The 23,374-nt window shown below is 64.2% G+C and carries 23 protein-coding genes; 3 read left to right on the plus strand and 20 right to left on the minus strand.

Annotated elements, in window-relative coordinates:
• Positions 1 to 108 precede the first annotated feature (108 nt).
• Positions 109 to 1,740 (plus strand): methyl-accepting chemotaxis protein, encoded by a 1,632-nt coding sequence (locus LQ956_RS05405; RefSeq protein ID WP_274521524.1) that lies wholly within the window; start codon positions 109 to 111, stop codon positions 1,738 to 1,740.
• Between the two features lie 328 nt (positions 1,741 to 2,068).
• Positions 2,069 to 3,970, plus strand: a complete 1,902-nt coding sequence (locus LQ956_RS05410) for an SLC13 family permease (RefSeq protein WP_238630201.1) — start codon at positions 2,069 to 2,071, stop codon at positions 3,968 to 3,970.
• A gap of 13 nt (positions 3,971 to 3,983) precedes the next feature.
• Here LQ956_RS05410 and LQ956_RS05415 read toward each other — a convergent pair whose 3' ends face one another.
• Together LQ956_RS05415 and LQ956_RS05420 are read right to left on the minus strand one after the other, a co-directional pair.
• Positions 3,984 to 4,697: a hypothetical protein gene (locus LQ956_RS05415; RefSeq protein WP_238630200.1), complete on the minus strand. Its 714-nt coding sequence runs from the start codon at positions 4,695 to 4,697 to the stop codon at positions 3,984 to 3,986.
• Between the two features lie 27 nt (positions 4,698 to 4,724).
• Complete coding sequence (locus LQ956_RS05420; protein ID WP_238630199.1) at positions 4,725 to 5,081, minus strand: thiol-disulfide oxidoreductase DCC family protein; 357 nt, start codon at positions 5,079 to 5,081, stop codon at positions 4,725 to 4,727.
• Positions 5,082 to 5,288: 207 nt separating this feature from the next.
• Here LQ956_RS05420 and LQ956_RS05425 point away from each other — a divergent pair, with 207 nt between their 5' ends.
• Complete coding sequence (locus LQ956_RS05425; RefSeq protein WP_238630198.1) at positions 5,289 to 6,716, plus strand: carotenoid oxygenase family protein; 1,428 nt, start codon at positions 5,289 to 5,291, stop codon at positions 6,714 to 6,716.
• Positions 6,717 to 6,735: 19 nt separating this feature from the next.
• On the opposite strand, the gene LQ956_RS05430 is transcribed toward LQ956_RS05425, so the two are convergent.
• The 18 genes from LQ956_RS05430 to LQ956_RS05515 form a co-directional block, all read right to left on the minus strand.
• A complete protein-coding gene (locus LQ956_RS05430) occupies positions 6,736 to 7,098 on the minus strand; it encodes a type II toxin-antitoxin system PemK/MazF family toxin (protein ID WP_008932354.1) in 363 nt (120 codons plus the stop codon).
• Positions 7,098 to 7,358: an AbrB/MazE/SpoVT family DNA-binding domain-containing protein gene (locus LQ956_RS05435; RefSeq protein WP_238375882.1), complete on the minus strand. Its 261-nt coding sequence runs from the start codon at positions 7,356 to 7,358 to the stop codon at positions 7,098 to 7,100. Before LQ956_RS05435 ends, LQ956_RS05430 begins: the two co-directional genes overlap by 1 nt.
• A 180-nt stretch (positions 7,359 to 7,538) precedes the next feature.
• Entirely contained in the window at positions 7,539 to 9,371 is a 1,833-nt protein-coding gene (gene glmS / locus LQ956_RS05440; RefSeq protein WP_238630197.1) for a glutamine--fructose-6-phosphate transaminase (isomerizing), read from the minus strand.
• Between the two features lie 146 nt (positions 9,372 to 9,517).
• The gene (gene glmU, locus LQ956_RS05445; protein WP_238620506.1) at positions 9,518 to 10,882 is read right to left on the minus strand and encodes a bifunctional UDP-N-acetylglucosamine diphosphorylase/glucosamine-1-phosphate N-acetyltransferase GlmU; all 1,365 of its coding nucleotides are present in this window, start codon (positions 10,880 to 10,882) and stop codon (positions 9,518 to 9,520) included.
• An 86-nt stretch (positions 10,883 to 10,968) separates the two neighbouring features.
• A complete protein-coding gene (locus LQ956_RS05450) occupies positions 10,969 to 11,397 on the minus strand; it encodes a F0F1 ATP synthase subunit epsilon (protein ID WP_238620507.1) in 429 nt (142 codons plus the stop codon).
• Positions 11,398 to 11,409: 12 nt separating this feature from the next.
• A complete protein-coding gene (gene atpD / locus LQ956_RS05455) occupies positions 11,410 to 12,792 on the minus strand; it encodes a F0F1 ATP synthase subunit beta (protein WP_238620508.1) in 1,383 nt (460 codons plus the stop codon).
• A gap of 44 nt (positions 12,793 to 12,836) precedes the next feature.
• On the minus strand, positions 12,837 to 13,697 hold the full coding sequence (atpG, locus tag LQ956_RS05460; protein WP_238620509.1) for a F0F1 ATP synthase subunit gamma: 861 nt from the start codon (positions 13,695 to 13,697) through the stop codon (positions 12,837 to 12,839).
• A gap of 14 nt (positions 13,698 to 13,711) precedes the next feature.
• Positions 13,712 to 15,253 carry a F0F1 ATP synthase subunit alpha gene (gene atpA, locus LQ956_RS05465; RefSeq protein WP_238620510.1) on the minus strand — a complete coding sequence of 514 codons (1,542 nt, stop codon included), beginning with the start codon at positions 15,251 to 15,253 and terminating at the stop codon, positions 13,712 to 13,714.
• Positions 15,254 to 15,266: 13 nt separating this feature from the next.
• The gene (locus tag LQ956_RS05470) at positions 15,267 to 15,803 is read right to left on the minus strand and encodes a F0F1 ATP synthase subunit delta (protein WP_238620511.1); all 537 of its coding nucleotides are present in this window, start codon (positions 15,801 to 15,803) and stop codon (positions 15,267 to 15,269) included.
• A 10-nt stretch (positions 15,804 to 15,813) separates the two neighbouring features.
• The gene (locus tag LQ956_RS05475; protein ID WP_238620512.1) at positions 15,814 to 16,284 is read right to left on the minus strand and encodes a F0F1 ATP synthase subunit B; all 471 of its coding nucleotides are present in this window, start codon (positions 16,282 to 16,284) and stop codon (positions 15,814 to 15,816) included.
• A 58-nt stretch (positions 16,285 to 16,342) separates the two neighbouring features.
• Entirely contained in the window at positions 16,343 to 16,618 is a 276-nt protein-coding gene (gene atpE, locus LQ956_RS05480) for a F0F1 ATP synthase subunit C (RefSeq protein ID WP_008932344.1), read from the minus strand.
• 96 nt (positions 16,619 to 16,714) lie between these two features.
• The gene (gene atpB, locus LQ956_RS05485) at positions 16,715 to 17,488 is read right to left on the minus strand and encodes a F0F1 ATP synthase subunit A (RefSeq protein WP_238620513.1); all 774 of its coding nucleotides are present in this window, start codon (positions 17,486 to 17,488) and stop codon (positions 16,715 to 16,717) included.
• 15 nt (positions 17,489 to 17,503) lie between these two features.
• The gene (locus LQ956_RS05490) at positions 17,504 to 17,875 is read right to left on the minus strand and encodes an ATP synthase subunit I (protein ID WP_238620514.1); all 372 of its coding nucleotides are present in this window, start codon (positions 17,873 to 17,875) and stop codon (positions 17,504 to 17,506) included.
• A 165-nt stretch (positions 17,876 to 18,040) separates the two neighbouring features.
• Positions 18,041 to 18,919 carry a ParB/RepB/Spo0J family partition protein gene (locus LQ956_RS05495; protein WP_238620515.1) on the minus strand — a complete coding sequence of 293 codons (879 nt, stop codon included), beginning with the start codon at positions 18,917 to 18,919 and terminating at the stop codon, positions 18,041 to 18,043.
• 3 nt (positions 18,920 to 18,922) lie between these two features.
• Positions 18,923 to 19,741, minus strand: coding sequence for a ParA family protein (locus tag LQ956_RS05500; RefSeq protein WP_238620516.1), 819 nt, complete (start codon positions 19,739 to 19,741; stop codon positions 18,923 to 18,925).
• Between the two features lie 5 nt (positions 19,742 to 19,746).
• Positions 19,747 to 20,382 carry a 16S rRNA (guanine(527)-N(7))-methyltransferase RsmG gene (gene rsmG, locus LQ956_RS05505; protein WP_238630196.1) on the minus strand — a complete coding sequence of 212 codons (636 nt, stop codon included), beginning with the start codon at positions 20,380 to 20,382 and terminating at the stop codon, positions 19,747 to 19,749.
• 19 nt (positions 20,383 to 20,401) lie between these two features.
• Positions 20,402 to 22,294: a tRNA uridine-5-carboxymethylaminomethyl(34) synthesis enzyme MnmG gene (gene mnmG, locus LQ956_RS05510; RefSeq protein ID WP_238630195.1), complete on the minus strand. Its 1,893-nt coding sequence runs from the start codon at positions 22,292 to 22,294 to the stop codon at positions 20,402 to 20,404.
• A 50-nt stretch (positions 22,295 to 22,344) separates the two neighbouring features.
• On the minus strand, positions 22,345 to 23,238 hold the full coding sequence (locus tag LQ956_RS05515; protein ID WP_238630194.1) for a PfkB family carbohydrate kinase: 894 nt from the start codon (positions 23,236 to 23,238) through the stop codon (positions 22,345 to 22,347).
• Between the last annotated feature and the right edge of the window lie 136 nt (positions 23,239 to 23,374).

Here is a 23,374-nt window from a genome sequence, read left to right on the forward strand (position 1 = left end):
GAAAGATGCCCTTGATCAGAGCCAAAGGAAAATTCATGCGCCGGCAACCTGGTTTCCGGATCGGAGGGATTATACTTCCGATATAACCCACAGCTTGGATGTATCGTCATGCCCTTGCTCCGCTCCCTTCGTGCACAGCTGGTCGGCCTCCTGGGTGGCGGTCTGTTGCTGGTGCTGATCGTGGCCGCCGCCTGCTTCGTGGCCTTGGGGCAAGGGTTGGGCCAGTACCGGTCCCTGGTGGAAGAAACCATTCGGGTTGCCACCCAGGTGGACGCCGCCAATGTGGAGTTCAAGGTACAGGTGCAGGAATGGAAAAACGTCCTGATCCGAGGGGCCAATCCCGCCGACCATGACCGTTACTGGCGCAGCTTCCAGAACCACGAAACCCAGGTACAGCAGCGCCTGGAAGCGGCGGCGGCCACCGCCCGGCAGATGGGCGACACGGAACTTCTGCGCCAGATCGAGACGCTGCGAACCGAGCACCAGCGCATGGGGCAGGCGTATCGCCAGGGCAATGAGCGTTTCCTGGCCGCGGGCGCGAATCCCGCCATTGGCGATGCCGCCGTGCGGGGTATCGACCGGGCGGCCTCCGAGCAGATGACCGCGCTGGTGGAGACCCTGCATCGGCGGGCCACCCAGGAATCAGGGAGGATCAGCGATGCCGCCGGCCGGACCCTGATGCTGGGCTGGATCATCCTGATCGCGGGCATTGCCGGGGTGGCCGCCTTCAGCCTGTGGATGGTGAACCGGGCCATCGTCCTGCCCATCAATCACCTCGTCGATCATATCGACGAACTCAGTCATGGGCGGGTGGCCCGGCGGGTGGAGGTCAGGCGCAAGGACGAACTCGGGCGTCTGGCCTCGGCCGCCAATCTGCTGCGGGATTTTCTGGCCGAGACCTTTCAGAGCCTCAAAGAAAGCACCAGTGCCCTGGACAGCGCCAGTTCCGAACTCAATACCATTGCCGGACGCATGGCCCAGGGCACCCGGGATCAGTTTGACCGTACCGACCAGGTGGCCACTGCCATGCACGAAATGTCCGCCACCGCCCAGGAGGTGGCTCGCCACGCGGCCGAGGCCGCCGACGCCGCCGATGAGGCCGACCGTGCCGCCGGCGAGGGGCACCGGGTGATGCAGACCACCATTGAACGAATCACCACCATGAGCGGGGAGATCGGCAACACCGCCGAGGTGATCCGCCGCCTGCAGGAGGACAGTGCCCGCATCGGCAAGGTGCTGGAGGTGATCCGGGGCATCGCTGAACAGACCAACCTGTTGGCCTTGAACGCCGCCATTGAGGCGGCCCGGGCCGGGGAACAGGGCCGGGGCTTTGCGGTGGTGGCCGACGAGGTCCGCACCCTGGCCCGGCGCACGGCGGAATCCACCGCCGAGATCCATCAGATCATCGATACGGTGCAGAACGGCGCTCTGGATGCCGTGAGCGCCATCGAGACAGGCCAACGCAGCAGCACCGCGGGACTGGAGCAGGTGCATGCGGCCGGAGCGATGCTGGAGCGGATCACCGCCGCCGTGGAAGCCATCCGGGACATGAACCGACAGATCGCCACGGCGGCCGAGGAGCAGACCTCGGTGGCGGAGGATATCTCCCGCAATCTGGTGGAGATCACCGACATCGCCACCACCAACCAGGACAGCGTGCAGCGTACCGAGCAGGCCAGCCGGCATCTGCATACCCTCTCCGGGCGTCTTGGACAGGTGTCGTCAAAACTGTCGGCCTGAGGCGCCTTGCCGAAGCGGGTATTTCAGGAGGTCGCTGCCCTGGTCATGCGGGGGCGGGCGGGGGCATACCCCCTTTTGAATGCTCCGGGCCCGTCATTCCCGCGTAAGCGGGAATCCAGACGCACACAGTCATTCCCGCGCAGGCGGGAATCCAGTGATCCACTGAAAGTCCTTGACTCCCGCTTTCGCGGGAGTGACGGTAGGGGGGCGCCCCGGAACATGGTGGGCGTGCTCCCCAGCACAGGACGTACCCCCCAACACACATTTGCCCTCCGCCCGCGGGCAATGCTGAGTTGATTCATCCCGGACACCAGGGACCTGACGCGCGATGACACAGGATCAATGGCTCATTCTGACCATCCTGACCGCAACGGTCGCCATGTTCCTGTGGGAACGCTGGCGCCACGACATGGTGGCGGCCGGTGCCCTGCTGGCCTGCGTAGTGGTGGGCCTGGTGCCCGCCCGCGAGGCCTTCGCCGGGTTCGGCCACCCGGCGGTGATCACGGTTGCCTGCGTGCTGGTGCTCAGTCGCGGCCTGCAAACCTCGGGGGCCGTCGACGTGCTGGCGCGCACCGTGTTGCCGGCCCAGTCCGGACGCATGCTCAGTCTCATGGCGCTGATGGGCCTGGGGGCCTTCCTGTCGGGGTTCATGAATAATGTGGGGGCCATGGCCTTGCTCATGCCGGTGGCGATCCATCTGTCCCAGCGACTCGAACTCACCCCCGGTCAGGTACTCATGCCGCTGGCCTTCGGCACCATTCTCGGCGGCATGACCACGCTGATCGGCACCCCACCCAACCTCATCGTCTCCGGTTTTCGCGCCGAAACCGGGCCGGGCAGTTTTGCCATGTTCGACTTCACCCCGATCGGCCTGGCCGTCGCGCTGGCGGGTGTGCTGTTCGTTGCCCTGATCGGCTGGCGACTGGTGCCGGCGCGCAAGCAATCAGGCATCGAGGGCTTCGAATCCGGCGCCTATATCACCGAGGTACGCGTCATGGAAGACAGCAAGGCCGCGGGCATGCGGCTACGGGAGATCGAGAATGCGCTTGCCGATGTCGATGCCCAGATCATCGGCCTGGTACAGAGGGAAGTGCGCATCATCGCCGCCAATTCAGGGCGCAAGGTGCATGCCGGCGACATCCTGATGATCGAGGCCGAGGCCGATGCGTTGACCGATGTGCTGTCCATCCTCGGTCTCAAGCTGGAAGAGGAGGTCAAGCCCGAGAAGGACGCCCTCCCCGAAGCGGATGCAAAGGCCGATGCCGCCGCGGCCAAGGACAAAAAAGGCAAGGATGCGGACACGGCCGGCAAACGGGACAACGGCGACGGCGACGGCGATGACATCGAGGCCGCCGAAGCCCCGCTGAAATCCGGTGACATCGTGCTGATGGAACTGGCGGTACTGCCCAACTCGCCCCTGTCCGGACGCTCGGCCAGCGACATCCTTCTGCGCACACGCTATGGGGTGAACCTGCTGGCCTTGTCCCGGGAGGGCAAGCGTTCGATGAAGCGGCTGCGTTCGATGGCGATCCAGTCGGGCGATCTGCTGCTGATGCAGGGTCCCCCCGAGTCCATCTCGGAGTTCGCTTCCGACAATGCCTGTGTACCCCTGGCCCAGCGGGAGCTGCGCATCCCCAACAAGCGCAAGATTTGGGAGGCCAGTCTGATCATGTTGTTTGCGATCGGTGGTGCCGCCTTCGGGCTGCTGCCGGCGGCGGTGTCCTTCGCCATTGGGGTGCTTGCTTCCATGGCCCTGCGCACCGTGCCGCCGCGAGCGGTGTACGATGCCATCGACTGGCCGGTGATCGTGCTGCTGGGCGCCCTGATCCCGGTAGCTGGCGCCATGGAGGCCACCGGCACGGCGGACCTGATAGCCCGCCTTCTGATCGAGAACGTGGCGCAGGGTCATGCCGTTGTCGGGCTGGCGCTGATCCTGGTGGTCACCATGTTCCTGTCCGACCTGATGAACAATGCCGCCACCGCCGCCGTGATGTGCCCCATTGCCATCGGCACCGCCGCCGCGCTGGGCGTGAGCCCCGACTCCTTCCTGATGGCGGTGGCCATCGGTGCCTCCTGCGCCTTCCTCACCCCGATCGGCCATCAGAACAACACCCTGATACTCGGTCCCGGCGGTTTTCGCTTCAGCGACTACTGGAAGCTGGGCCTGCCCCTGGAGATCATCGTGGTGGCGGTCTCGATACCCCTGCTGCTGGTGGTGTGGCCGCTTTGAGAGATCGCCTTCCCTACGCCAGCCGCAGCGCCTGGCGGAACAGTCCCTTCAACGGGGGCTCCAGAAAGGATCTGGCCTCGCCGGGCGCAATCTTCCTGTCGCGGCAGAAACAGGCCAGGGCATAGACGATCTCCGGGCGCCCCAGCGAGGCGGACCGGTCGATGGCCGGGCCGGCGCATTTGCCGCATCCGCCCACCCGGCTGATGAAGGCGGTGTTGGCCATAAAAATCCCGAATCCCATCCAGACCGCGATCAGCTCCGCCACATGGGTCTCGTTGCCCGCCTGGGCCGGTGCCGGTCGGGAGCGCGTGTACATCCACCAGCCGGCCAGGTCCCGGGCCAACTGGGCCACCAGGGCCTGACGGTTCGTCCACAGCAACGGGTCGTACTCAAGCACCAGCGGCTCCGTCTCGCTGGGTACCGCCGGAAACCGTGTGCCGTCACCGGCCGGCACCAGCTGCATCGGTACCGCTTCAAGCCCGGCATGGCGGCGAATGGCGGCAAAGGTGGCCACGGCGGCCTCGTGGGGTGACTGTACCTGGGCCGGGAAATGTTCGCGGATAGGCATGACCAGGTGGGCCTGGTCCAGGGGACGCAGGTCATCCTGCTGTGCCATGGCCCACGCGTGAACGTCCCGGATCCAGGCGCAGGTGGTGTCGTCGACGATGGGGGCACGGCGAAACAGGTTCAGCCAGGCGGGAACGGCGGGATTCAAGATTGAACTCATGGGAGGAACCGGGTGCGGGCATGATCTTCAGATCGTACACTGACTGCTGTGTCTACGGCGCCATTTGGCCCACTGGTTGTAGGCAAAGTCACCGCAATGGAAAAGCCCCGGCAGACTCAACAGGGCGGCGGTCCTGCCCATGCCCGCCGCGCGCCAGTAACCCAGGGTGGCGGCAAAGCCCACCCGCATCCGTTCACCGTCGAAATAATGGATGCGGGTCAGCAGGGCTTCCAGTGAATAGCCCTCGGGCGGCCGGAAATCGGCGGCACTGATGTCTATCAGACTGACCCGTGGCTCCAGACGGGGACGCAGCTTGTTGATTTCCTTCCGGCACAGCCCGCAGGAGGCGTCATAGTAAAGACGAGGTTGCGATTCGGTCGACACGGTCACCTCCGGATTCATTCATTTGCGGAAATCCTGTAGAACCATTCTAACCCTCATATATCCTGATGGCGATGTACCCTTGATGAAAGAAGACAACAGGGTTGCTGCACCAAGCCCCTCGGGGAGAGGGGCGTATCTGCGATGGAATCCGGGTTCTTTCGCGTTGACTCTCATGCATCTTGACAGTTGGCGGAACGGGAGCTTGATATGACGGCAGCAAGGGTTGGCTATCACCTGGGTGTCACGTCCCAGGGCCGGGAGGTGGATCAGGACGCCCTGCCCCTGCGCGGGCACCTGCCCGACTGGCTGAAGGGGGTACTGCTGCGCAACGGTCCAGGCCTGTTCGAGACCGGCGACTACCACTGCCGTCACTGGTTCGACGGGCTGGCCATGCTGCAGTCCTTCACCCTGCGGGGCGGGCGCGTGGGGTTTCGCAACCGGCATCTGGCCACTCGCACCCTGGAACAGGCCCGGCACAACGGACGTATCCAGGGCTCGGGATTCGCCACCGACACCCATCATTCCCTGCTCAAGCGCCTGCGGGGTCTGGTGCGGCCCGTCCTCACGGACAACGCCAACGTGAACATTGCCCATCTGGCCGGCCAGGTCGTATGCCTGACCGAAACGCCCCTCCCCATGGCCTTCGACCCGGACACCCTGGAGACCCGGGGCCCCCTGCCCTTCACCGACACCACCGAGTTGCACCTGAGCACGGCCCACCCCATGGCAGACAGCCACAGCGGGGATCTCTACGGCTTCGGGATACGGTTCGGCCTCAACAGTGAATACCTGCTGTTCCGCATCCCCGCCGGCACACGGCGGCGCCGGATCATCGCCCGGTTGCCGGTGAAGACCCCCGCCTACATGCACAGCTTTGCCCTCACCCGTCACCACCTGGTATTGAGCGAATTTCCGCTGGTGGTCACGCCCCTGGACATGCTGATCACGGGCCGGCCGTTCATCGAAAACTTCCGCTGGCTACCGGAGCTTGGCACCCGCTTCCAGGTCTTCGACCGGCAGCGCGGCACCCACCTGGCCACCTGCGTGGGTGAGCCCTGCTTTGCCTTTCATCACATCAACGCCTTTGAGGACCAGGCCGGTCGGCTGCAGGTGGATCTGGCCGCCTATCCGGATGCCGACGTCATCCGCCGCCTGTACCTGGAACCCCTGCGCCGGGGCTGGACGGAGCCGGCCTGCGGCGAGGCCTGGCGCTTCACGCTGGATGTCCGCCGGGGCACCGCGACCCGCACCGTGCTCGGTGAACGCGGTCTGGAGTTACCCCGCATCCATGCCACCCGATGCAGTGGCCGGGACTATCGTTACGTCTACGGAACCGGCAACCATGTCCCCGGGGCGCTGATGGATGAACTGGTGAAGCTAGATGTCGGACGCGGCACGCACCTGACCTGGAGCGAGGCCGACGGCTACCCCGGCGAACCGGTGTTCGTGCCCAGACCCGGCGCCACCGAGGAGGACGATGGCGTGCTGCTGAGCGTGGTCCTGGATGCCGCCGCCGGCACCAGTCACCTGCTGATCCTGGATGCCCGCACCCTGGAGGAACGGGCGCGGGCCACCCTGCCCATCCCCCTGCCCTTCGGCTTTCACGGAGCGTTCCTGCCCGATCATGCCGGGTAGGTGGCGTTTGCAAACGGGGTCAGGAAACGAATTTCTCAATCACGCTGTCCGCCCCGATCAGGGGGAGAATGCGGACCAGCACCTGATCCATTACGCCGTTCTCGGCCTTGGTGATGAAATCGGCTTTCCGGTCTTTCCAGGACAGGGTCTGGATCAGGCTTGACGCGACTACGGAAGGCTTGTCCAGATTACTCACGGGAACCTCGGTGGCAGTACCGCGAATGCTTGTGCTGATTGGGCAGCAGATCAGCAATCCAGTCTGCCCGTTGTACTGCCTGGATGACAATACCAGCGCTGGTCGGTATTTTCCGATCTCCTTGCCCTTGGTGGGCTCGAAGTCCAGCCAGACAATATCGTTTCGATCAGGAACGTACTGAACCATCAATCCCCCACCTCGGCCGAGGAGGGTCGGGCAAGCTCGTCCGCGTGAGCACCATGGGCATCAAGCCCTTTCAGCAGCTCGGCTTCCGAGAAGGGAAGGTTGACCTTGCGCGGCGCCTTTTCGGCAGCCTCGATCACAATTTTTCCGGCCTTCACATCAATGGTGATCGGGCTGGAAATGTCCAGTTTGGCTTGAGCCAAAATCTTGCTGGACAGGCGCACAGCCGCGCTGTTTCCCCAACGCTTGATTTGGCTTTGCATATCCCCCCCCCCCGGCCAACCGCCATGGACGCACAATGCGCCTACCATAGTCGGCATGAAAACAGGTGTCAACATATGTATCTACCTGCCAGACAGATTTCAATTCCCGCAATCCTGACAACGGTTGTGGGATGAAAATAAAGTTTCATCCCACACAAATAGGACCGAAGACGTCGCCCCCTACTCCACCGTGACTGACTTGGCCAGGTTACGGGGCTGGTCCACGTCGGTGCCCTTGAGCACGGCGGTATGATAGGCCAGCAGTTGCAGGGGGATGGTGTGGATGATGGGAGAAAGCCAATCGTCCACCGGCGGCACCGCCAGGCTCTGGATGGCGCCATCGTGGCCCAGGGCTTCCACGTCGTCGGTGAAGACCAGCAAATGCCCACCCCTGGCCCGGACTTCTTCCAGGTTGGACTTGAGCTTTTCCAGCAGGGGGTTGTTGGGGGCGACCACCACCACGGGCATGTCCGCGTCCACCAGGGCCAGGGGGCCATGCTTGAGTTCGCCGGCGGGATAGGCCTCGGCGTGGATGTAGGAGATTTCCTTGAGCTTGAGGGCGCCTTCCAGGGCGATGGGGTAATGACAGCCCCGGCCCAGGAACAGGGCGTGCTGCTTTTCCACCAGGGTCATGGCCAGGCGTTCGATGGGGCCGTCCAGGTGGAGTACCTTTTCCATCACCGCCGGAAGGGCGCGTAGCTGTTCCACGAAGTGGCGGATGCGGGCGGCATCCAGGCCGTGGTGGCGACCCAGGGCCAGGACCAGCAGGAACAAGGCCACCAGTTGGGTGGTGAAGGCCTTGGTGGAGGCCACGCCGATCTCCGGCCCGGCATGGGTCATGAGGACCATGTCGGACTCCCGCACCAGGGAGCTTTCCGGCACGTTGCAGATGGCCAAAGAACCCAGGTAGTCATCTTCCCGCGCCTGCCGCAGGGCGGCCAGGGAGTCGGCGGTTTCGCCGGACTGGGAGATGGTCAGCAGCAGGCAGTCGGGCAGTACGGCATGGCGGCGATAGCGGAATTCGCTGGCCACTTCCACCCGGCAGGGCAGACCCAGCAGACCCTCGATCCAGTAAGCGGCCACCATACCCGCATGGTAGCTGGTGCCGCAGGCCAGGATCTGGACCGACCTCACCCGCTTGAGCAGGGCCTCGGAGTCGGGACCCAGGATACCTTCCAGCACCCCGTCACCGGACAGGCGGCCCTCCAGGGTCTCGGCCACGGCCCGGGGCTGTTCGTGGATCTCCTTGAGCATGAAGTGCCGGTAGCGGCCCCGGTCGGCGGCGTTGGCAGTGAGGCTGCTTTCGGTGACCGGACGTTCCACGGGACGCAGTTCGGCATCAAAAAGCTGCACCTGGTCCCGGCGCAGTTCCGCCAGATCGCCGTTTTCCAGGTAGATGAAGCGCTGGGTCACCGGCAGCATGGCCTGGATGTCGGAGGCGATGAAGTGTTCGCCGATGCCCACCCCGATGATCAGGGGGCTGCCCTGGCGCACGGCGATGAGGCGGTCGGGCTGGTCGCGGGCAATCACGCCCAGGGCATAGGCGCCGGTGAAGTGGGTCACCGCCCGCTGCACTGATTCCAGCAGGTCCAGCCCCTGGAGGCAGTAATCCATGATCTGGTGGGCGATCACCTCGGTGTCGGTGTCCGAGGTAAAGGTGTAGCCCTTGGCCTTGAGTTCGCCGCGGATCTCGGCGTAGTTCTCGATGATGCCGTTGTGGACCACGGCGATGTGGTCCCGGCTCATGTGGGGGTGGGCGTTGTATTCGGTGGGGCTGCCGTGGGTGGCCCAGCGGGTGTGGGCGATGCCCAGGGTGCCGCGCAGGCCGGCTCCGGCCAGGCGCTGGGCGAGGGCTTCCACCTTGCCGACGGCCCGCTCCCGCTGCAGGCCGGCATCCGGGTTCAGGACCACCAGGCCGGCGGAGTCGTAGCCGCGGTATTCCAGGCGGCGCAGGCCTTCGATAAGGATGGGTTCTACGTCACGCTGGGCGATGGCGCCGATGATTCCGCACATGGTTTGCTGGCCTCTGCTGGTCTTCGGGTCCCTCTCGCTCTTCGGGAGGGGTTGGGGTGAGGGATGGGTTTGACCGGGTGGCTGGGTTTGGCTTCCCCCCTCATCCCCGGCCCTTCTCCCACGAGGGGAGAAGGGCGTTTTCTACCTCAGCGCTTTTTCACCGGTCGCTGCCAGTCCGGGCGGGTCTCCTGGGGGGCGCGGGTCAGGGTGAGCCGGCCCGGCGGAGCCGGCTGGTTGATGGTGGAGCCGGCACCAATGGTGGCGCCCTCGCCGATGGTGACCGGGGCCACCAGGGCGGTGTTGGAGCCGATGAAGGCGTGGTCGCCGATCACCGTCTGGTGCTTGTTCACCCCGTCGTAGTTGCAGGTGATGGTGCCGGCGCCGATATTGACCTGACGGCCCACCCGGGTGTCACCCACGTAGCTCAGGTGGTTGATCTTGCTGCCCTGCCCCACCCGGCTCTTCTTGATCTCCACGAAGTTGCCTACATGCACACCGTCGTCCAGTTCGGTGCCGGGGCGCAGGCGGGCGAAGGGGCCGATGGTACAGCCGGGGCCGATGCGGGCGTCTTCGATCACACTGTGGGCGCGGATCACCGCGCCGGGACCCACGTGGGCATTGGTCAGCACGCAGTGGGGACCGATATGCGCCCCCTCCCCCAGCACCACATGGCCTTCCAGGATCACGTTCACATCCAGGGTGACATCCCGGGCGGCGGTGACGGTACCGCGGATGTCCAGCCGGGCGGGGTCCATGACGGTGATACCGGCGCGCATCAGGGCCTCGGCCTGACGACGCTGATACAGGCGTTCCATGGCTGCCAGTTGCACCCGGTCGTTGATGCCCATGAACTCATCGGCATCCGTGGCCGGGATCACGGTCACCGGGACCTCTTCGGCCACCGCCAGACCAATGCAATCGGTGAGATACAACTCACCCTGGGCGTTGTCCGGCGAGAGCTGGTCCAGCCAGCTCGCCAGGGCGGTGCGACGGGCCGCCATGAAACCGGTGTTGACCTCATTCACGGCCCGCTCTCCGGCATCGGCATCCTTTTGTTCGACAATGCGCAGGGGCCTGCCCCGGTCGTCGCGAATGATGCGTCCGTAGCCGGCGGGGTCCGGCAGGATCATGGATTGCACGGCCAGGGCATGGTCGTTCAGGCCGTCCAGCAGGGCCTGCAGACTCGCGGCACTCACCAGGGGGACATCGCCGTAGAGGATCAGCACCCGGTCATCGGGACCGGCCACCGGCAGGGCCTGGGCCACGGCATGACCGGTGCCCCGCTGCTCCCGCTGTTCCACCCAGGTGACGGGGGCATCGGTCAGTCGCTCACGGACCTGGTCGCCGCCATGGCCATAGACCACCGCAAGCCGCTCGGGCCTGAGTGAGTGCGCGGTTTCGATGACGTGAGAAAGGAGTGGGCGTCCGCCCAACGGATGCAGCACCTTGGGCAGTGCCGATCGCATACGTGTCCCTTGCCCGGCGGCAAGGATGATGATGGTGGTTTCCATAGTCACCCGCAGTCCTGCCTTGGGTTGTGCGCGGAAACGGAAACACGGTCATGCCGTCGGCATGACCGTGTGTTCCCGGGTACTGCTTACTGGTTGGTGCTCTTGCGCAACTTCTGGATCATGCGCAGGCGCGCCGCAGCCTCAATCAACTCCGACTGTGCCTTGGCATAGTCGAAGTCGGACCGGCGGTTGGCCAGGGCATCTTCCGCCCGCTGCTTGGCCTCCAGGGCCTCGGCCTCGTCCAAGTCCTTGGCGCGGATGGCCGTATCCGCCAGTACAGTCACCACATGGGGCTGCACTTCCAGCAGACCACCGGAGATGAAGATGTGATGCTCTTCTCCGGACTCGGACACCTTCACCCGGATTTCGCCGGGTTTGAGCAATGCCACGAACTGGGAGTGACGAGGCAGAATACCCACCTCGCCCTGTTCTGCCGGCGCCACCAGCATGTGAGCCGTACCGGAGTAGATGGACTCCTCCGCGCTCACAATGTCGACGTGAAACGTCATAGCCATGGGTGCCCCCGATTACTTGTTGAGCTTCTCCGCCTTCTCGACGGCCTCTTCGATGCTGCCCACCATGTAGAAGGCCTGCTCGGGGAGATGATCGTACTCACCGTTGACGATGGCCTGGAAGCCGTGAATGGTGTCCTTGAGGGACACGTATTTGCCCGGTGCGCCGGTGAACACTTCGGCCACGAAGAAGGGCTGGGACAGGAAGCGCTGAATCTTACGCGCGCGAGCCACCACCAGCTTGTCATCTTCGGACAACTCGTCCATGCCCAGGATGGCGATGATGTCCTTGAGTTCCTTGTAGCGCTGCAGGGTGTTCTGCACGGCACGGGCGGTGTCGTAGTGCTCCTGACCGATGACCAGCGGGTCCAGCTGACGGCTGGTGGAGTCCAGCGGGTCCACGGCGGGGTAGATGCCCAGCTCGGCGATCTGACGGGACAGCACCACGGTGGCGTCCAAGTGAGCAAAGGTGGTGGCCGGAGAGGGGTCGGTCAGGTCGTCCGCAGGCACGTACACGGCCTGGATGGAGGTGATGGAACCCTTCTTAGTGGAAGTGATGCGCTCCTGCAACACACCCATTTCCTCGGCCAGGGTCGGCTGGTAGCCCACCGCGGAAGGCATGCGGCCCAGCAGTGCGGACACCTCGGTACCGGCCAGGGTGTAACGGTAGATGTTGTCAATGAACATCAGCACGTCACGGCCTTCGTCACGGAAGAATTCGGCCATGGTCAGACCGGTCAGGGCCACGCGCAGACGGTTGCCCGGCGGCTCGTTCATCTGGCCGTACACCAGGGCCACCTTGTCGAGCACGTTGGAGTCTTTCATTTCGTGGTAGAAGTCGTTCCCTTCACGGGTACGCTCACCCACGCCGGCGAACACGGAGTAGCCGGAGTGCTCGATGGCGATGTTGCGGATCAGCTCCATCATGTTCACGGTCTTGCCCACACCGGCGCCGCCGAACAGACCCACCTTGCCGCCCTTGGCGAAGGGACACAGCAGGTCGATCACCTTGATGCCGGTTTCCAGCAGTTCGGTGGAGCCCGCCTGCTCTTCATAGCTGGGGGGCGCGCGATGGATGGACCAGTGTTCATCGGCCTTGACGTCACCGGCGTTGTCCACCGGCTGGCCCAGCACGTCCATGATACGGCCCAGGGTGGCCTTGCCCACGGGCACGGAGATGGGCTTGCCGCTGTTGGACACCTTGATGCCGCGGCGCAGGCCGTCGGAAGAACCCATGGCGATGGTACGCACGATACCGTCACCCAGCTGCTGCTGCACTTCCAGGGTCAGGCCGACCTCCTCCACCATGAGGGCATCGTAGACCTTGGGCACGGCGTCACGGGGGAACTCTACGTCCACCACCGCGCCGATAATTTCAACGATGTTTCCAGCACTCATGTTGATAATCCTCTAGTCTCTCAAATCTTGAACCGGGGTCGGCCTCAGACCGCTGCGGCGCCGCCGACGATCTCGGAGATCTCTTGGGTAATGGCTGCCTGGCGGGCCTTGTTGTAGACCAGCTGCAGCTCATGGATGAGATCTCCGGCGTTGTCGGTGGCGGACTTCATGGCCACCATGCGGGCAGCCATCTCACAGGCAACGTTCTCGACCACCGCCTGGTAGATCACCGACTCGATGTACCGGGTCAGCAGCGTATCCAGCACCGGCACGGTGTCCGGTTCGTAGATGTAATCCCAGTGATGCTTGAGCTCCTGCTCGCCGGTCGGCACGATGGGCAGCAGGGTGGTGGCCTTGGGCTGCTGGCTCATGGTGTTGACGAACTCGTTTTCCATCAGGATCAGCCGGTCGATACGACCTTCGTCGTAGTGGTTCAGCATGACCTTGACGCTGCCGATGAGGTCATTCAACCGGGGCCGGTCGCCCAGGTTGCCCACATTGGCCACGACTTCGCCGCCAAGGCGCCGGAAGAATCCGAGCGCCTTGTTGCCGATCAGGCACAACTCGATCTCCGCGCCTTGGTTGCGCCATTCGGTCATGGTCTGCACGGTCTTCTTGAACAGGTTGATGTTCAAGCCGCCGCACAGGCCGCGATCGGTGGAGACGACGATGATGCCCACCCGCTTGACCTCGCGTTCCTCCAGGTAGGGGTGCCGATATTCGGCATGGGCCATCGCCACGTGCCCCATCACCTGACGGATCTTGTCGGCATAGGGGCGGGTCGCCAGCATGCGGTCCTGCGCCTTGCGCATCTTGCTGGCGGCCACCATCTCCATGGCCTTGGTGATCTTCTGAGTATTCTTGATACTCTTGATCTGGCCGCGGATCTCTTTTGCGCCTGCCATAAGTCAGCTCCCGGTTACCAGCTGTGGTTTGCCTTGAAGTCTTCCAGGGCAGCCTTCATGCCGGCCTGGATCTCATCGCTGTAGTCGCCCTTCTCATTGATCTTGGCGAGCAGTTCCGCCTGGCTGGAGCGCAGATAGTCGTGCAGGGCGTGCTCAAAATCCACCACCTTCTTCACGTCAACATCGTCCAGGAAGCCTTGTTCGGCGGCATACAGGGAGAAGGCCATCTCGGCAATGGACAGCGGGGCATACTGCTTCTGCTTCATGAGTTCCATGACGCGCTGACCACGCTCCAGCTGTTTGCGGGTGGCCTCGTCCAGATCGGAGGCGAACTGCGAGAACGCAGCCAGCTCACGGTACTGGGCCAGGGCCAGACGCACACCGCCGCCCAGCTTCTTGATGATCTTGGTCTGAGCCGCACCACCCACACGGGACACGGACAGACCGGCGTTGATGGCCGGACGGATACCCGAGTTGAAGAGGTCGGTTTCGAGGAAGATCTGACCGTCGGTGATGGAGATCACGTTGGTGGGCACGAAGGCCGACACGTCACCCGCCTGGGTCTCGATGATGGGCAGGGCGGTCAGGGAGCCGGTCTTGCCTTTCACTTCACCGTTGGTGAAGGCTTCCACGTACTCGGCGTTGACGCGGGAGGCGCGCTCCAGCAGACGGGAGTGCAGATAGAAGACGTCACCCGGATAGGCTTCGCGGCCCGGCGGGCGGCGCAGCAGCAGGGAGACCTGACGGTAAGCCCAGGCCTGCTTGGTGAGGTCGTCATAGATGATCAGGGCGTCTTCGCCGCGGTCACGGAAGTACTCACCCATGGCGCAACCGGCGTAGGGGGCGATGTACTGCATGGCGGCGGAGTCGGAGGCGGTGGCAGCGACGATGATGGTGTGATCCATCGCGCCGTGCTCTTCCAGCTTGCGCACCACGTTGGCAATGGAGGAGGCCTTCTGGCCCACTGCCACGTAGATACACTTGATGCCGGTACCCTTCTGGTTGATGATCGCGTCGACCGCTACGGCGGTCTTGCCGGTCTGGCGGTCGCCGATGATCAGCTCACGCTGACCGCGGCCGATCGGCACCATGGCGTCGATGGCCTTCAGACCGGTCTGCACCGGCTGATCCACGGACTTGCGCTCGATCACGCCCGGCGCGATCTTTTCGATGGGGGAGCTGTGCTTGGTCTCGATGGCACCCTTGCCGTCGATGGCCACGCCCAGGGAGTTCACCACGCGACCCAGCAGGGCCTCGCCCACCGGGACTTCAAGAATGCGACCGGTGCAGCGGGCGGTGTCGCCTTCCGTGATGTGCTTGTAGTCACCCAGCACCACGGCGCCCACGGAGTCGCGCTCCAGGTTCAGGGCCATGCCGAAGGTGTTGCCGGGGAACTCGATCATTTCACCCTGCATGACATCGGCCAGACCGTGCAGGCGGACGATACCATCGGACAGGCTGACCACGGTGCCCTCGGTGCGTGCTTCCGCCGCGGACTCGTAGTTCTTGATGCGCTGGCTGATCAGTTCACTGATTTCAGACGGGTTGAGTTGCATATTTCGAATCCTCTTAGCGGCTCAGATTGGAGGCCAGGCGCGTCAGGCGCCCACGGACTGAGCCATCGATGACCAGATCTCCCGCGCGGATGATGGCGCCGCCGATGAGGCTGTCGTCCACTTCGCAGACCAAATCCACTTCCTTGCCGAGCCGCTTTTTCAGGGCTGCGGCGATGGACTTCTGCTGCTCCGCGTCCACCGCCTGGGCGGAGATCACGGTGGCTTCCACCTTGTTCTCGGCATCGGCACGCATCACCTCGAACAGGGCGGTGATCTCCGGCAGCAACGCAAGCCGGCCATTCTCAGCCAGCAGACGGATGAAGTTGCGTCCGCCATCATCCACCTTGCCCTCGCACACTTCGGTGAAGGCCTTGGCGATCGTCTCGCGGGTGAGTTTGGGGCTGTCGAGTAAGGCACGCATGTTCGGATCGTGCGCAACCGCCGACATGAAGGCCAGCTGGTCAGACCAGCCGGCCAGATTACCGGCATCACGAGCGACTTCGAACACCGCCTTGGCATAAGGCCTTGCGGCCGTCGTGTTTTCAGACATGGCGGCTCACCTAGATCTGGCTCACCAGGTCTTTGATCACCTGATTGTGGGCCTTGGCGTCGATTTCCTTCTTCAGGATGCGTTCAGCACCGGAGATGGCCAGGGTACCCACCTGCTTGCGCAGTTCTTCGCGCGCACGGGTGACTTCCTGTTCGATCTCGGACTGGGCAGCCGCCTTGATGCGATCACCTTCCTGACGCGCGGTGTCCTTGGAGGACTCCACGATCTCGTTGGCCCGCTTCTGGGCCATGGCGACGATATCTGCGGCCTGCTGCTTGGCCTCCTGAAGAACCTTTTTGGCTCTTTCTTCGGCAAGCTGTTGCTCATGCTTGCCACGCTCGGCAGCGGCGAGGCCATCGGCAATCTGCTTCTGACGCTCCTGCATCGCCTTGATGATGGGGGGCCACACATATTTCATGGTGACCCACACCAGCAGGGCGAAGGTGATCATCTGGCCGAGCAGCGTGAGATTGATATTCACGTTGCTACCTCCCCTTGAGACGGTTTAACGGATGGCATGTGCGGGAAAGATCCGCGCCTTAACCGGTCACCGCACCCAGGAAGGGGTTCGCAAAGGTGAAGAACAGGGCCAGACCCACACCGATCATGGTCACGGCGTCGAGCAGACCGGCCACGATGAACATCTTGACCTGCAGCATCGGCACCATTTCCGGCTGACGGGCTGCGCCTTCCAGGAAACGACCACCCAGCAGACCGAAGCCGATGGCGGTACCCAGAGCACCCATACCCAGGATCAGGCCAACAGCGATGGCGGTCATACCCTGAACGTTAGCGACAGCAAGTGCGAGTTCCATAACTTCCTCCAAATGTGAAAGGTCAAAACAATGCAAGAACAACTTGGTTTGAATGAACCCCGGCCGGTTCAGCACCGACCGGGAAGGCATCATTCATCAGTGGTCTTCGTGGGCCATGCTCAGATAGACGATGGTCAGCACCATGAAGATGAAGGCCTGCAGGGTGATGATCAGCAACTTGAACAGGGACCAGGACAGCCCCAGGGTCCACTGGATGTACCAGGGCAACAGGGCGATCAGGGTGAAGATCAGGCCGCCGGCGTACATGTTCCCGAACAGTCGCAGGGACAGGGAGACGGGCTTGGCAATCTCTTCGACCACCTTGAGGACCAGGTTGAAGGGCAGCAACCACTTGCCGAAGGGATGGAACATCATCTCCTTGGCAAAGCCGGCACCACCCTTGATCTTGATGCTGTAGAAAATGATCAGGAAGAACACCGCGATGGACATGCCGAAGGTGGCATTGATGTCCGACGTGGGATTGATGCGCAGGTATTCGATGCCGATGGCGTGCGCAAGATAGGGGAGCAGGTCATAGGGCAGCAGCTTGAGCGAGTTCATGAGGAAAATCCACACGAACAGGGTCAGCGCCAGCGGGGCGATCAGATCGGAGCGACCGTGGAAGGTGTCCTTCACCTGCTGGTCCACGAAGCCGACGATGATCTCGACGAAATTCTGCAGGGCGCCGGGGACACCGGTGGTGACGCTCTTGGCCACCTGCATAAAAATGTATAGGAACACCCCGCCTGCAAGCAGGGAGAAAAGCATGGTATCCACATGGATCGACCAGAACGACTCGGGATTACCCAGCGTCAGGTGCCCCAGATGGTGCTTGATGTAATCCCCAGCAGATTCGTATTCCATTGACATGGTGTTCGCTCGCTTTTACTCGTTCGCGCCGGACAGCATCGGCAGCAGTGCCAGCCAGAAGGCCAAGAGACCGGCCATGTAAGTCAGGAACATGGGCAGGAAGTCCACTTTCAGCCACACGATTGCAACCACAAACAGGATGACGGTCAGGAGGATCTTCTGTGCCTCCCCGACATAAAAACTTCTCACGATGATCTTCGCCGGCTTCCCTCTCCGGCCAGAAAAGACGCGCAGGGCAAAATAGGCCGTCGAAATAAAACTGATCATGCCCCCCGTCAGTGCAGCCCAGGCGGCCTGTGGTCCGGCCAGCCCGTAGGCGATCAGCCATCCGGCGATCGCCACGATCATCTGCAGCCCGAGGACCGTTCCGGCAGTCCGATTAATCATGACTGCTCCGGGCGAACTGATTGTCTGACTCGCTGATGAAGTTCACCCATTCTTCCCGGCGCCGGACAGGCGCCCACGGTCGACGGCAGCCGCGGATTATAAGAGTCCATGGACGGGGGGTCAATGTATCAGTGACTGTTAATGATCTCATATGGAAGTCCGGGGTCAGCGGATGTGGCCTAGAATCCCGTCCAACTCGTCCAGGCTGTTGTACTGGATCACCAGCCGCCCTTTGCCCTTGGTGTTGTACTGAATATTCACCCGCGCCCCCAGCCGATCAGATAGATCGCTCTCCAACCGGGCCACATCCGGGTTGCGCGGCGGCGGAGGCGCTGCCTCCTGCTGCGCGCTTTTCTGCAGCGACTGCACCAGGCGCTCCGTCTCCCGTACCGACAAGCCCTTCTCCGCCACCTCCCGGGCCGCCGTCACCTGCTCACCCTCAACCAAGGCCAGTAGTGCACGGGCATGGCCCATCTCCAGACGCCCCTCGTCCAGCAGCGCCTTCACGGGCCCTTCCAGGTCCAGCAAACGCAGCAGATTGGTGACGCCGACCCGGGAACGCCCCACCGCCTCGGCGGCCTGCTGGTGGGTCATGCCGAATTCGTGAATCAGCCGCTGCAGGGCATTGGCCTCTTCCAAGGGATTGAGATCCTCCCGCTGGATGTTTTCGATCAGGGCCATGGCGGCGGCCGCCTGATCCGGCACCTCCCGCACCACGGCCGGGATCTCCCGCAACCCGGCCATCTGCGCCGCCCGCCAGCGCCGCTCACCGGCCACCAGCTCGTAGCCGCCGGCCACCGAGCGTACCACCACCGGCTGCACCACGCCCTGAGCACGAATGGACTCGGCCAATTCCTCCAGTGCCTCGGGGCGCATGTTCATCCGGGGCTGATAACGCCCGCGGCTGACCTGCTCCACGGGAATATGACGCAGGCCGTTACCGCCCTCTTCGCGGGCCTCCGACTCGGACCGGGTGCCGGCGGCACCGGCACTGGACAGCAGGACGTCCAGACCACGCCCCAGCCCTGTCTTTCTCTTTGTCATGACTTACTGCTCTCCAGAAACGGACACTGCCTCGACCGCCCCTTCCGGTGCGGCTCCGCGACCCTCGCGGCGCAGGATCTCCCCCGCCAGCGCCAGGTAGGCCAGGGCGCCCCGGGAGGATTTGTCATAAAGGATCACCGGCAGACCATGACTGGGCGCCTCGGCCAGGCGGATATTGCGGGGAATGACGGTGCGATAGACCTTGTCACCGAAATGGCGGGTGAGCTGCTCGGACACCTCGGTGGTCAGGTTGTTGCGCGGATCGAACATGGTGCGCAGCAGACCGTGGATGTGCAACTCGTGATTGACCGACTCACGGATGCTGTCGACGGTCTGCACCAGGGCCGACAGCCCCTCCAGGGCGTAGTACTCGCACTGCATGGGGATGATCACCCCATGGGCCGCCACCAGGGCGTTCACCGTGAGCATGTTCAGGGCGGGAGGGCAGTCAATGAAGATGAAATCGTACTGATCCCGGATCGGCGCCAAGGCCTCCTGCAGCCGGTATTCCCGGCGCAGGGCCGTCATCAGGCTCACCTCCGCCACTGTCAGATCCCCGTTGGCGGGCATCAGGCTGTAACCCACCGGGTCCAGCTTCAGAATGGCCTGTTCCGCGCTGACGCGTTTCATGAGCACATCGCAGGCGCTGTGGGTGAGGTCGTACTTGTCGGCCCCGCTGCCCATGGTGGCATTGCCCTGGGGATCCAGATCGATCAGGAGAACGCGGCGTCGGGTAGCGGCCAGGGAGGCGGCCAGATTGATGCTGGTGGTGGTCTTGCCCACCCCGCCTTTCTGGTTGGCCACGGCGATGATTCTGACCATGTGTGCTAGTCCTTGGTGATCTCGACGAGATGCCGCACGGCCTCAAGGCCCGGCACCCGGAGCGAATGGGTGGCCACCACGCGCCAGCCGGCAGGCAGCGCCTCGGGATCGTCGTCCGCATCCCGCCCCTTCATGGCCAGCAGCTGGCCCCCGGGGGCGCACAGGTGCCCGGCCAGACGGGTAAAGGTGGTGGTAGCGGCGAACGCACGGCTGACGACTGTATCAAAGCCCCCGTCGGGGCGATAGCTTTCCACCCGCGCCTGGACCACGACGGCGTTGGACAGCCCCAGTTCCATCACCGCCTGGCGCAGGAAGCGGGTCTTCTTGCCGCCGGAGTCCAGCAACACCACCTGCCAGTCGGGACGCGCCAGGGCCAGGGGAATCCCGGGCAGACCGGGGCCGGTCCCGATATCGGCGATGCGCGGCCCCTTCACCCGGGGCAGGGCCGCCAGACTGTCCAGCAGATGCAGCCGGACCATGTCCTCGAAATCCCGGACCGCCGTGAGATTGTAGGCCCGGTTCCAGCGCTCCATCAGGCGCAGGTAGCGGCTCAAAGGCCCGGCCAGGGTCAGATCCAGGGACAGTTCGTTCAGGCCACGGTGAAGCAGATCGGCCGCGCCGAACGGCAGGGTATGGGACATGGTGTCGGACATCCGGGGATCAAGCACTGCGCTTCAGGCTCAGGGCCTGCTTCTTCAGGTGCACCAGCAACAGGGAAACGGCGGCGGGGGTCACACCGGGGATGCGGAAAGCCTGCCCCACGGTATGGGGGCGATGGTCCGCCAGCTTCTGACGGACCTCGTGGGACAGGCCACTGACGGCACCGTAGTCCAGATCATCGGGCAGCACTGTGTCTTCCAGGCGCCGGGTCCGGTCCACCTCGTCCTGCTGGCGTTGGATATAGCCGGCATACTTGGCCTGGATCTCCACCTGCTCCGCCACCCGGCCATCCGCCACGGCCGGCCCCGCACCGGGCAGGGACATGAGGTCTTCGTAGCCCACCCCGGGGCGCCGCAGCAGATCCATCAGGGCATAATCCCGACTCAGGGGACCGCCGAACAGGCGCTCGCCATCCTCCGGCGCCAGATCACCGGGGCGCATCGTCACGGTCTCAAGACGCAGGGTTTCCTGCTCGATCGCTTCCCGCTTACGTTCGAAGGCCGTCCAGCGTGCGTCATCCACCACACCCAGCTCCCGGCCCACGGGGGTCAGGCGCAGGTCGGCGTTATCTTCCCGCAAGGTGAGGCGATACTCGGCCCGGCTGGTGAACATGCGGTAGGGTTCCCGGGTGCCCTGGGTGATGAGATCGTCGATCATCACGCCCAGGTAGGACGTCTCCCGACGCGGATGCCAGGGTTCGCGCCCCTGCACCCGCAGGGCGGCATTGATCCCGGCCACCAGGCCCTGGGCCGCGGCCTCTTCGTAGCCGGTGGTGCCGTTGATCTGGCCGGCGAAGAACAGGCCCTGCAGAGGACGGGTCTCCAGGCTGGGGCGCAGGTCCCGGGGGTCGAAGAAATCGTATTCGATGGCGTAGCCAGGCCGGGTGATATGGGCCTGCTCGAAGCCTTCGATGGAACGCACCACCGCCACCTGCACGTCAAAGGGCAGGCTGGTGGAGATGCCGTTGGGGTAGACCTCGTGGGTGCTGAGCCCCTCCGGCTCGATGAAGATCTGGTGGCGTTCCTTGTCGGCAAAGCGCACCACCTTGTCCTCAATGGAGGGGCAGTAGCGCGGCCCCACCCCTTCGATCACGCCGCTGTACATGGGAGACCGGTGCAGGTTGGTGCGGATCACCTCCAGGGTACGGGGCGTGGTCCAGGTGATGTGACAGCTCACCTGGGACGGGTGATCGGAAGGCTTGCCCAGGAAAGAGAACACCGGCACGGGGGTATCCCCGGGCTGCTCGGTCAGGCGGGAATAATCGATGCTGCGGGCATCGATGCGGGGCGGCGTGCCGGTCTTCAGACGCCCGACCCGCAAGGGCAGCTCCCGCAGCCGCTGGGCCAGACGGATGGCCGGTGGGTCACCGGCGCGACCACCGGCGTAGTTGGCCTCGCCCACATGGATGAGCCCGCCCAGGAAGGTGCCCACGGTGAGCACCACACAGGGGGCATCAAAGCGCAGGCCGGCCTGGGTGACGACGCCGGTAACCCGGTCCCCGTCCACGATCAGATCGTCCACCGCCTGCTGGAACAGCTCAAGGCCCGGCTGGTTTTCCACCGCGTGGCGCACGGCGGCCTTGTAGAGGGCGCGGTCGGCCTGGGCGCGGGTGGCGCGCACGGCGGGACCCTTGCGGCTGTTGAGGGTGCGAAACTGGATGCCGCCCAGATCGGCGGCACGGGCCATGAGGCCGCCCAGGGCATCAATCTCCTTGACCAGATGGCCCTTGCCGATGCCGCCGATGGCGGGGTTGCAGCTCATCTGGCCGATGGTGTCGATGTTATGGGTCAGGAGCAGGATCCTGCAGCCCATGCGGGCCGCCGCCAGGGCGGCCTCGGTGCCGGCGTGGCCGCCGCCCACGACGATGACGTCGTATTGTGCCTGGTATTGCATAGTCAAGAGCCGGGCCGGAAGTGAGGAAAACCCCGTTAGTGTAGCGCGGATCAGTCCTCCTCGGGCACTATCAGCGCGGCATCCAGTCCGTCCAGCCCCTGCCGCCCCACCTTGTAACCCGCCAGGCGGGTGGCCGTGGCCAGGGCCTCCGGCACCGAACTGCCGGTGGCCAGGGCATGGATCAGGCCGGCATTGAACACGTCCCCGGCCCCCAGGGTGTCCACCACCCGGGGTGGGCGCCAGGCCGGGGCATGGAACAGACCGTCCCGACTGGCCCAGGCCCAGGAGCCCTCCTCCCCCCAGGTGCAGATCAGCACGGCGCCGGGCACGCGCTTATGCACGCTGCGCAGGAACGGCTCCGGCTCCTCGTAGCCCCGCCCGAGCACGAAGGGGCGGGAAAAGATGATCACATCGGGCTGTCCGAACAACATGTCCACCCCGTCCCGGTCCTTTTCCACCTCCAGGGAGATAGGCTGATGGGACTTCTGCTGGCTGCGCAGGGCCTGGAGCATGCGGCTGGTGGTGTGGGTATCCCGGGCCTGCACGTGCACCCATTGGTACTTGTCCAGGTTCAGCTTGGCCACATGAGGGGCGTCCAGTTCCGGCAGGTTGCGGTAGTGGACGATGGTGCGGGAACCGTTGGCGGCATTGAGGGTGATGTAGGAACAGGGGGTGCGCCCGGTGCGACGGCGGCAGGTTTCCACGTTGATCCCCCGCTCCCCCAGCAAGGACAGGAGGTATTCGCCGTCCGGATCATCGGCCACCACGGCGGCCAGGTCGCACTGGTGACCCAGTTGCTGCAATACATACAGGCTGTTGGCGGTATTGCCGCCGGGACAGGCGCGCTGTTCTCGGGCGCGGATCTCCTCATCCTCCACCGGATAGTGGTCAACGATGTTGATGATGTCCAGGGTGGCGACGCCGATGCCGAGAATATGGGCCATGGTGGATGATGCCCTACGGGCCTGTGATGATGTTGCACACAGGATAGTGAAAGGGAGGCAGCGGGGTAAAGGTATTGCAGCGCAAAAACGTGGACGGGAAGCGGCAGGCCGGCACCCGTGGGAGCCGGCCTGCCGA

This window comes from Ectothiorhodospira lacustris, from assembly GCF_022227845.1.
Classification (GTDB): domain Bacteria; phylum Pseudomonadota; class Gammaproteobacteria; order Ectothiorhodospirales; family Ectothiorhodospiraceae; genus Ectothiorhodospira; species Ectothiorhodospira lacustris.

Bases quoted from the DNA above. Each gene is read 5' to 3' on its own strand.
- LQ956_RS05500 (WP_238620516.1), bottom strand. From the start codon at position 19,741: ATGGTCAGAATCATCGCCGTGGCCAACCAGAAAGGCGGGGTGGGCAAG.
- atpD (WP_238620508.1), bottom strand. From the start codon at position 12,792: ATGAGTGCTGGAAACATCGTTGAAATTATCGGCGCGGTGGTGGACGTA.
- atpG (WP_238620509.1), bottom strand. From the start codon at position 13,697: ATGGCAGGCGCAAAAGAGATCCGCGGCCAGATCAAGAGTATCAAGAAT.
- atpE (WP_008932344.1), bottom strand. From the start codon at position 16,618: ATGGAACTCGCACTTGCTGTCGCTAACGTTCAGGGTATGACCGCCATC.
- glmU (WP_238620506.1), bottom strand. From the start codon at position 10,882: ATGGAAACCACCATCATCATCCTTGCCGCCGGGCAAGGGACACGTATG.
- LQ956_RS05450 (WP_238620507.1), bottom strand. From the start codon at position 11,397: ATGGCTATGACGTTTCACGTCGACATTGTGAGCGCGGAGGAGTCCATC.
- LQ956_RS05425 (WP_238630198.1), top strand. From the start codon at position 5,289: ATGACGGCAGCAAGGGTTGGCTATCACCTGGGTGTCACGTCCCAGGGC.
- LQ956_RS05415 (WP_238630200.1), bottom strand. From the start codon at position 4,697: ATGAGTTCAATCTTGAATCCCGCCGTTCCCGCCTGGCTGAACCTGTTT.
- LQ956_RS05435 (WP_238375882.1), bottom strand. From the start codon at position 7,358: ATGCAAAGCCAAATCAAGCGTTGGGGAAACAGCGCGGCTGTGCGCCTG.
- LQ956_RS05410 (WP_238630201.1), top strand. From the start codon at position 2,069: ATGACACAGGATCAATGGCTCATTCTGACCATCCTGACCGCAACGGTC.
- LQ956_RS05430 (WP_008932354.1), bottom strand. From the start codon at position 7,098: ATGGTTCAGTACGTTCCTGATCGAAACGATATTGTCTGGCTGGACTTC.
- LQ956_RS05495 (WP_238620515.1), bottom strand. From the start codon at position 18,919: ATGACAAAGAGAAAGACAGGGCTGGGGCGTGGTCTGGACGTCCTGCTG.
- LQ956_RS05490 (WP_238620514.1), bottom strand. From the start codon at position 17,875: ATGATTAATCGGACTGCCGGAACGGTCCTCGGGCTGCAGATGATCGTG.
- LQ956_RS05405 (WP_274521524.1), top strand. From the start codon at position 109: ATGCCCTTGCTCCGCTCCCTTCGTGCACAGCTGGTCGGCCTCCTGGGT.
- LQ956_RS05515 (WP_238630194.1), bottom strand. From the start codon at position 23,238: ATGGCCCATATTCTCGGCATCGGCGTCGCCACCCTGGACATCATCAAC.
- rsmG (WP_238630196.1), bottom strand. From the start codon at position 20,382: ATGTCCCATACCCTGCCGTTCGGCGCGGCCGATCTGCTTCACCGTGGC.
- mnmG (WP_238630195.1), bottom strand. From the start codon at position 22,294: ATGCAATACCAGGCACAATACGACGTCATCGTCGTGGGCGGCGGCCAC.
- LQ956_RS05470 (WP_238620511.1), bottom strand. From the start codon at position 15,803: ATGTCTGAAAACACGACGGCCGCAAGGCCTTATGCCAAGGCGGTGTTC.
- atpA (WP_238620510.1), bottom strand. From the start codon at position 15,253: ATGCAACTCAACCCGTCTGAAATCAGTGAACTGATCAGCCAGCGCATC.
- glmS (WP_238630197.1), bottom strand. From the start codon at position 9,371: ATGTGCGGAATCATCGGCGCCATCGCCCAGCGTGACGTAGAACCCATC.
- atpB (WP_238620513.1), bottom strand. From the start codon at position 17,488: ATGTCAATGGAATACGAATCTGCTGGGGATTACATCAAGCACCATCTG.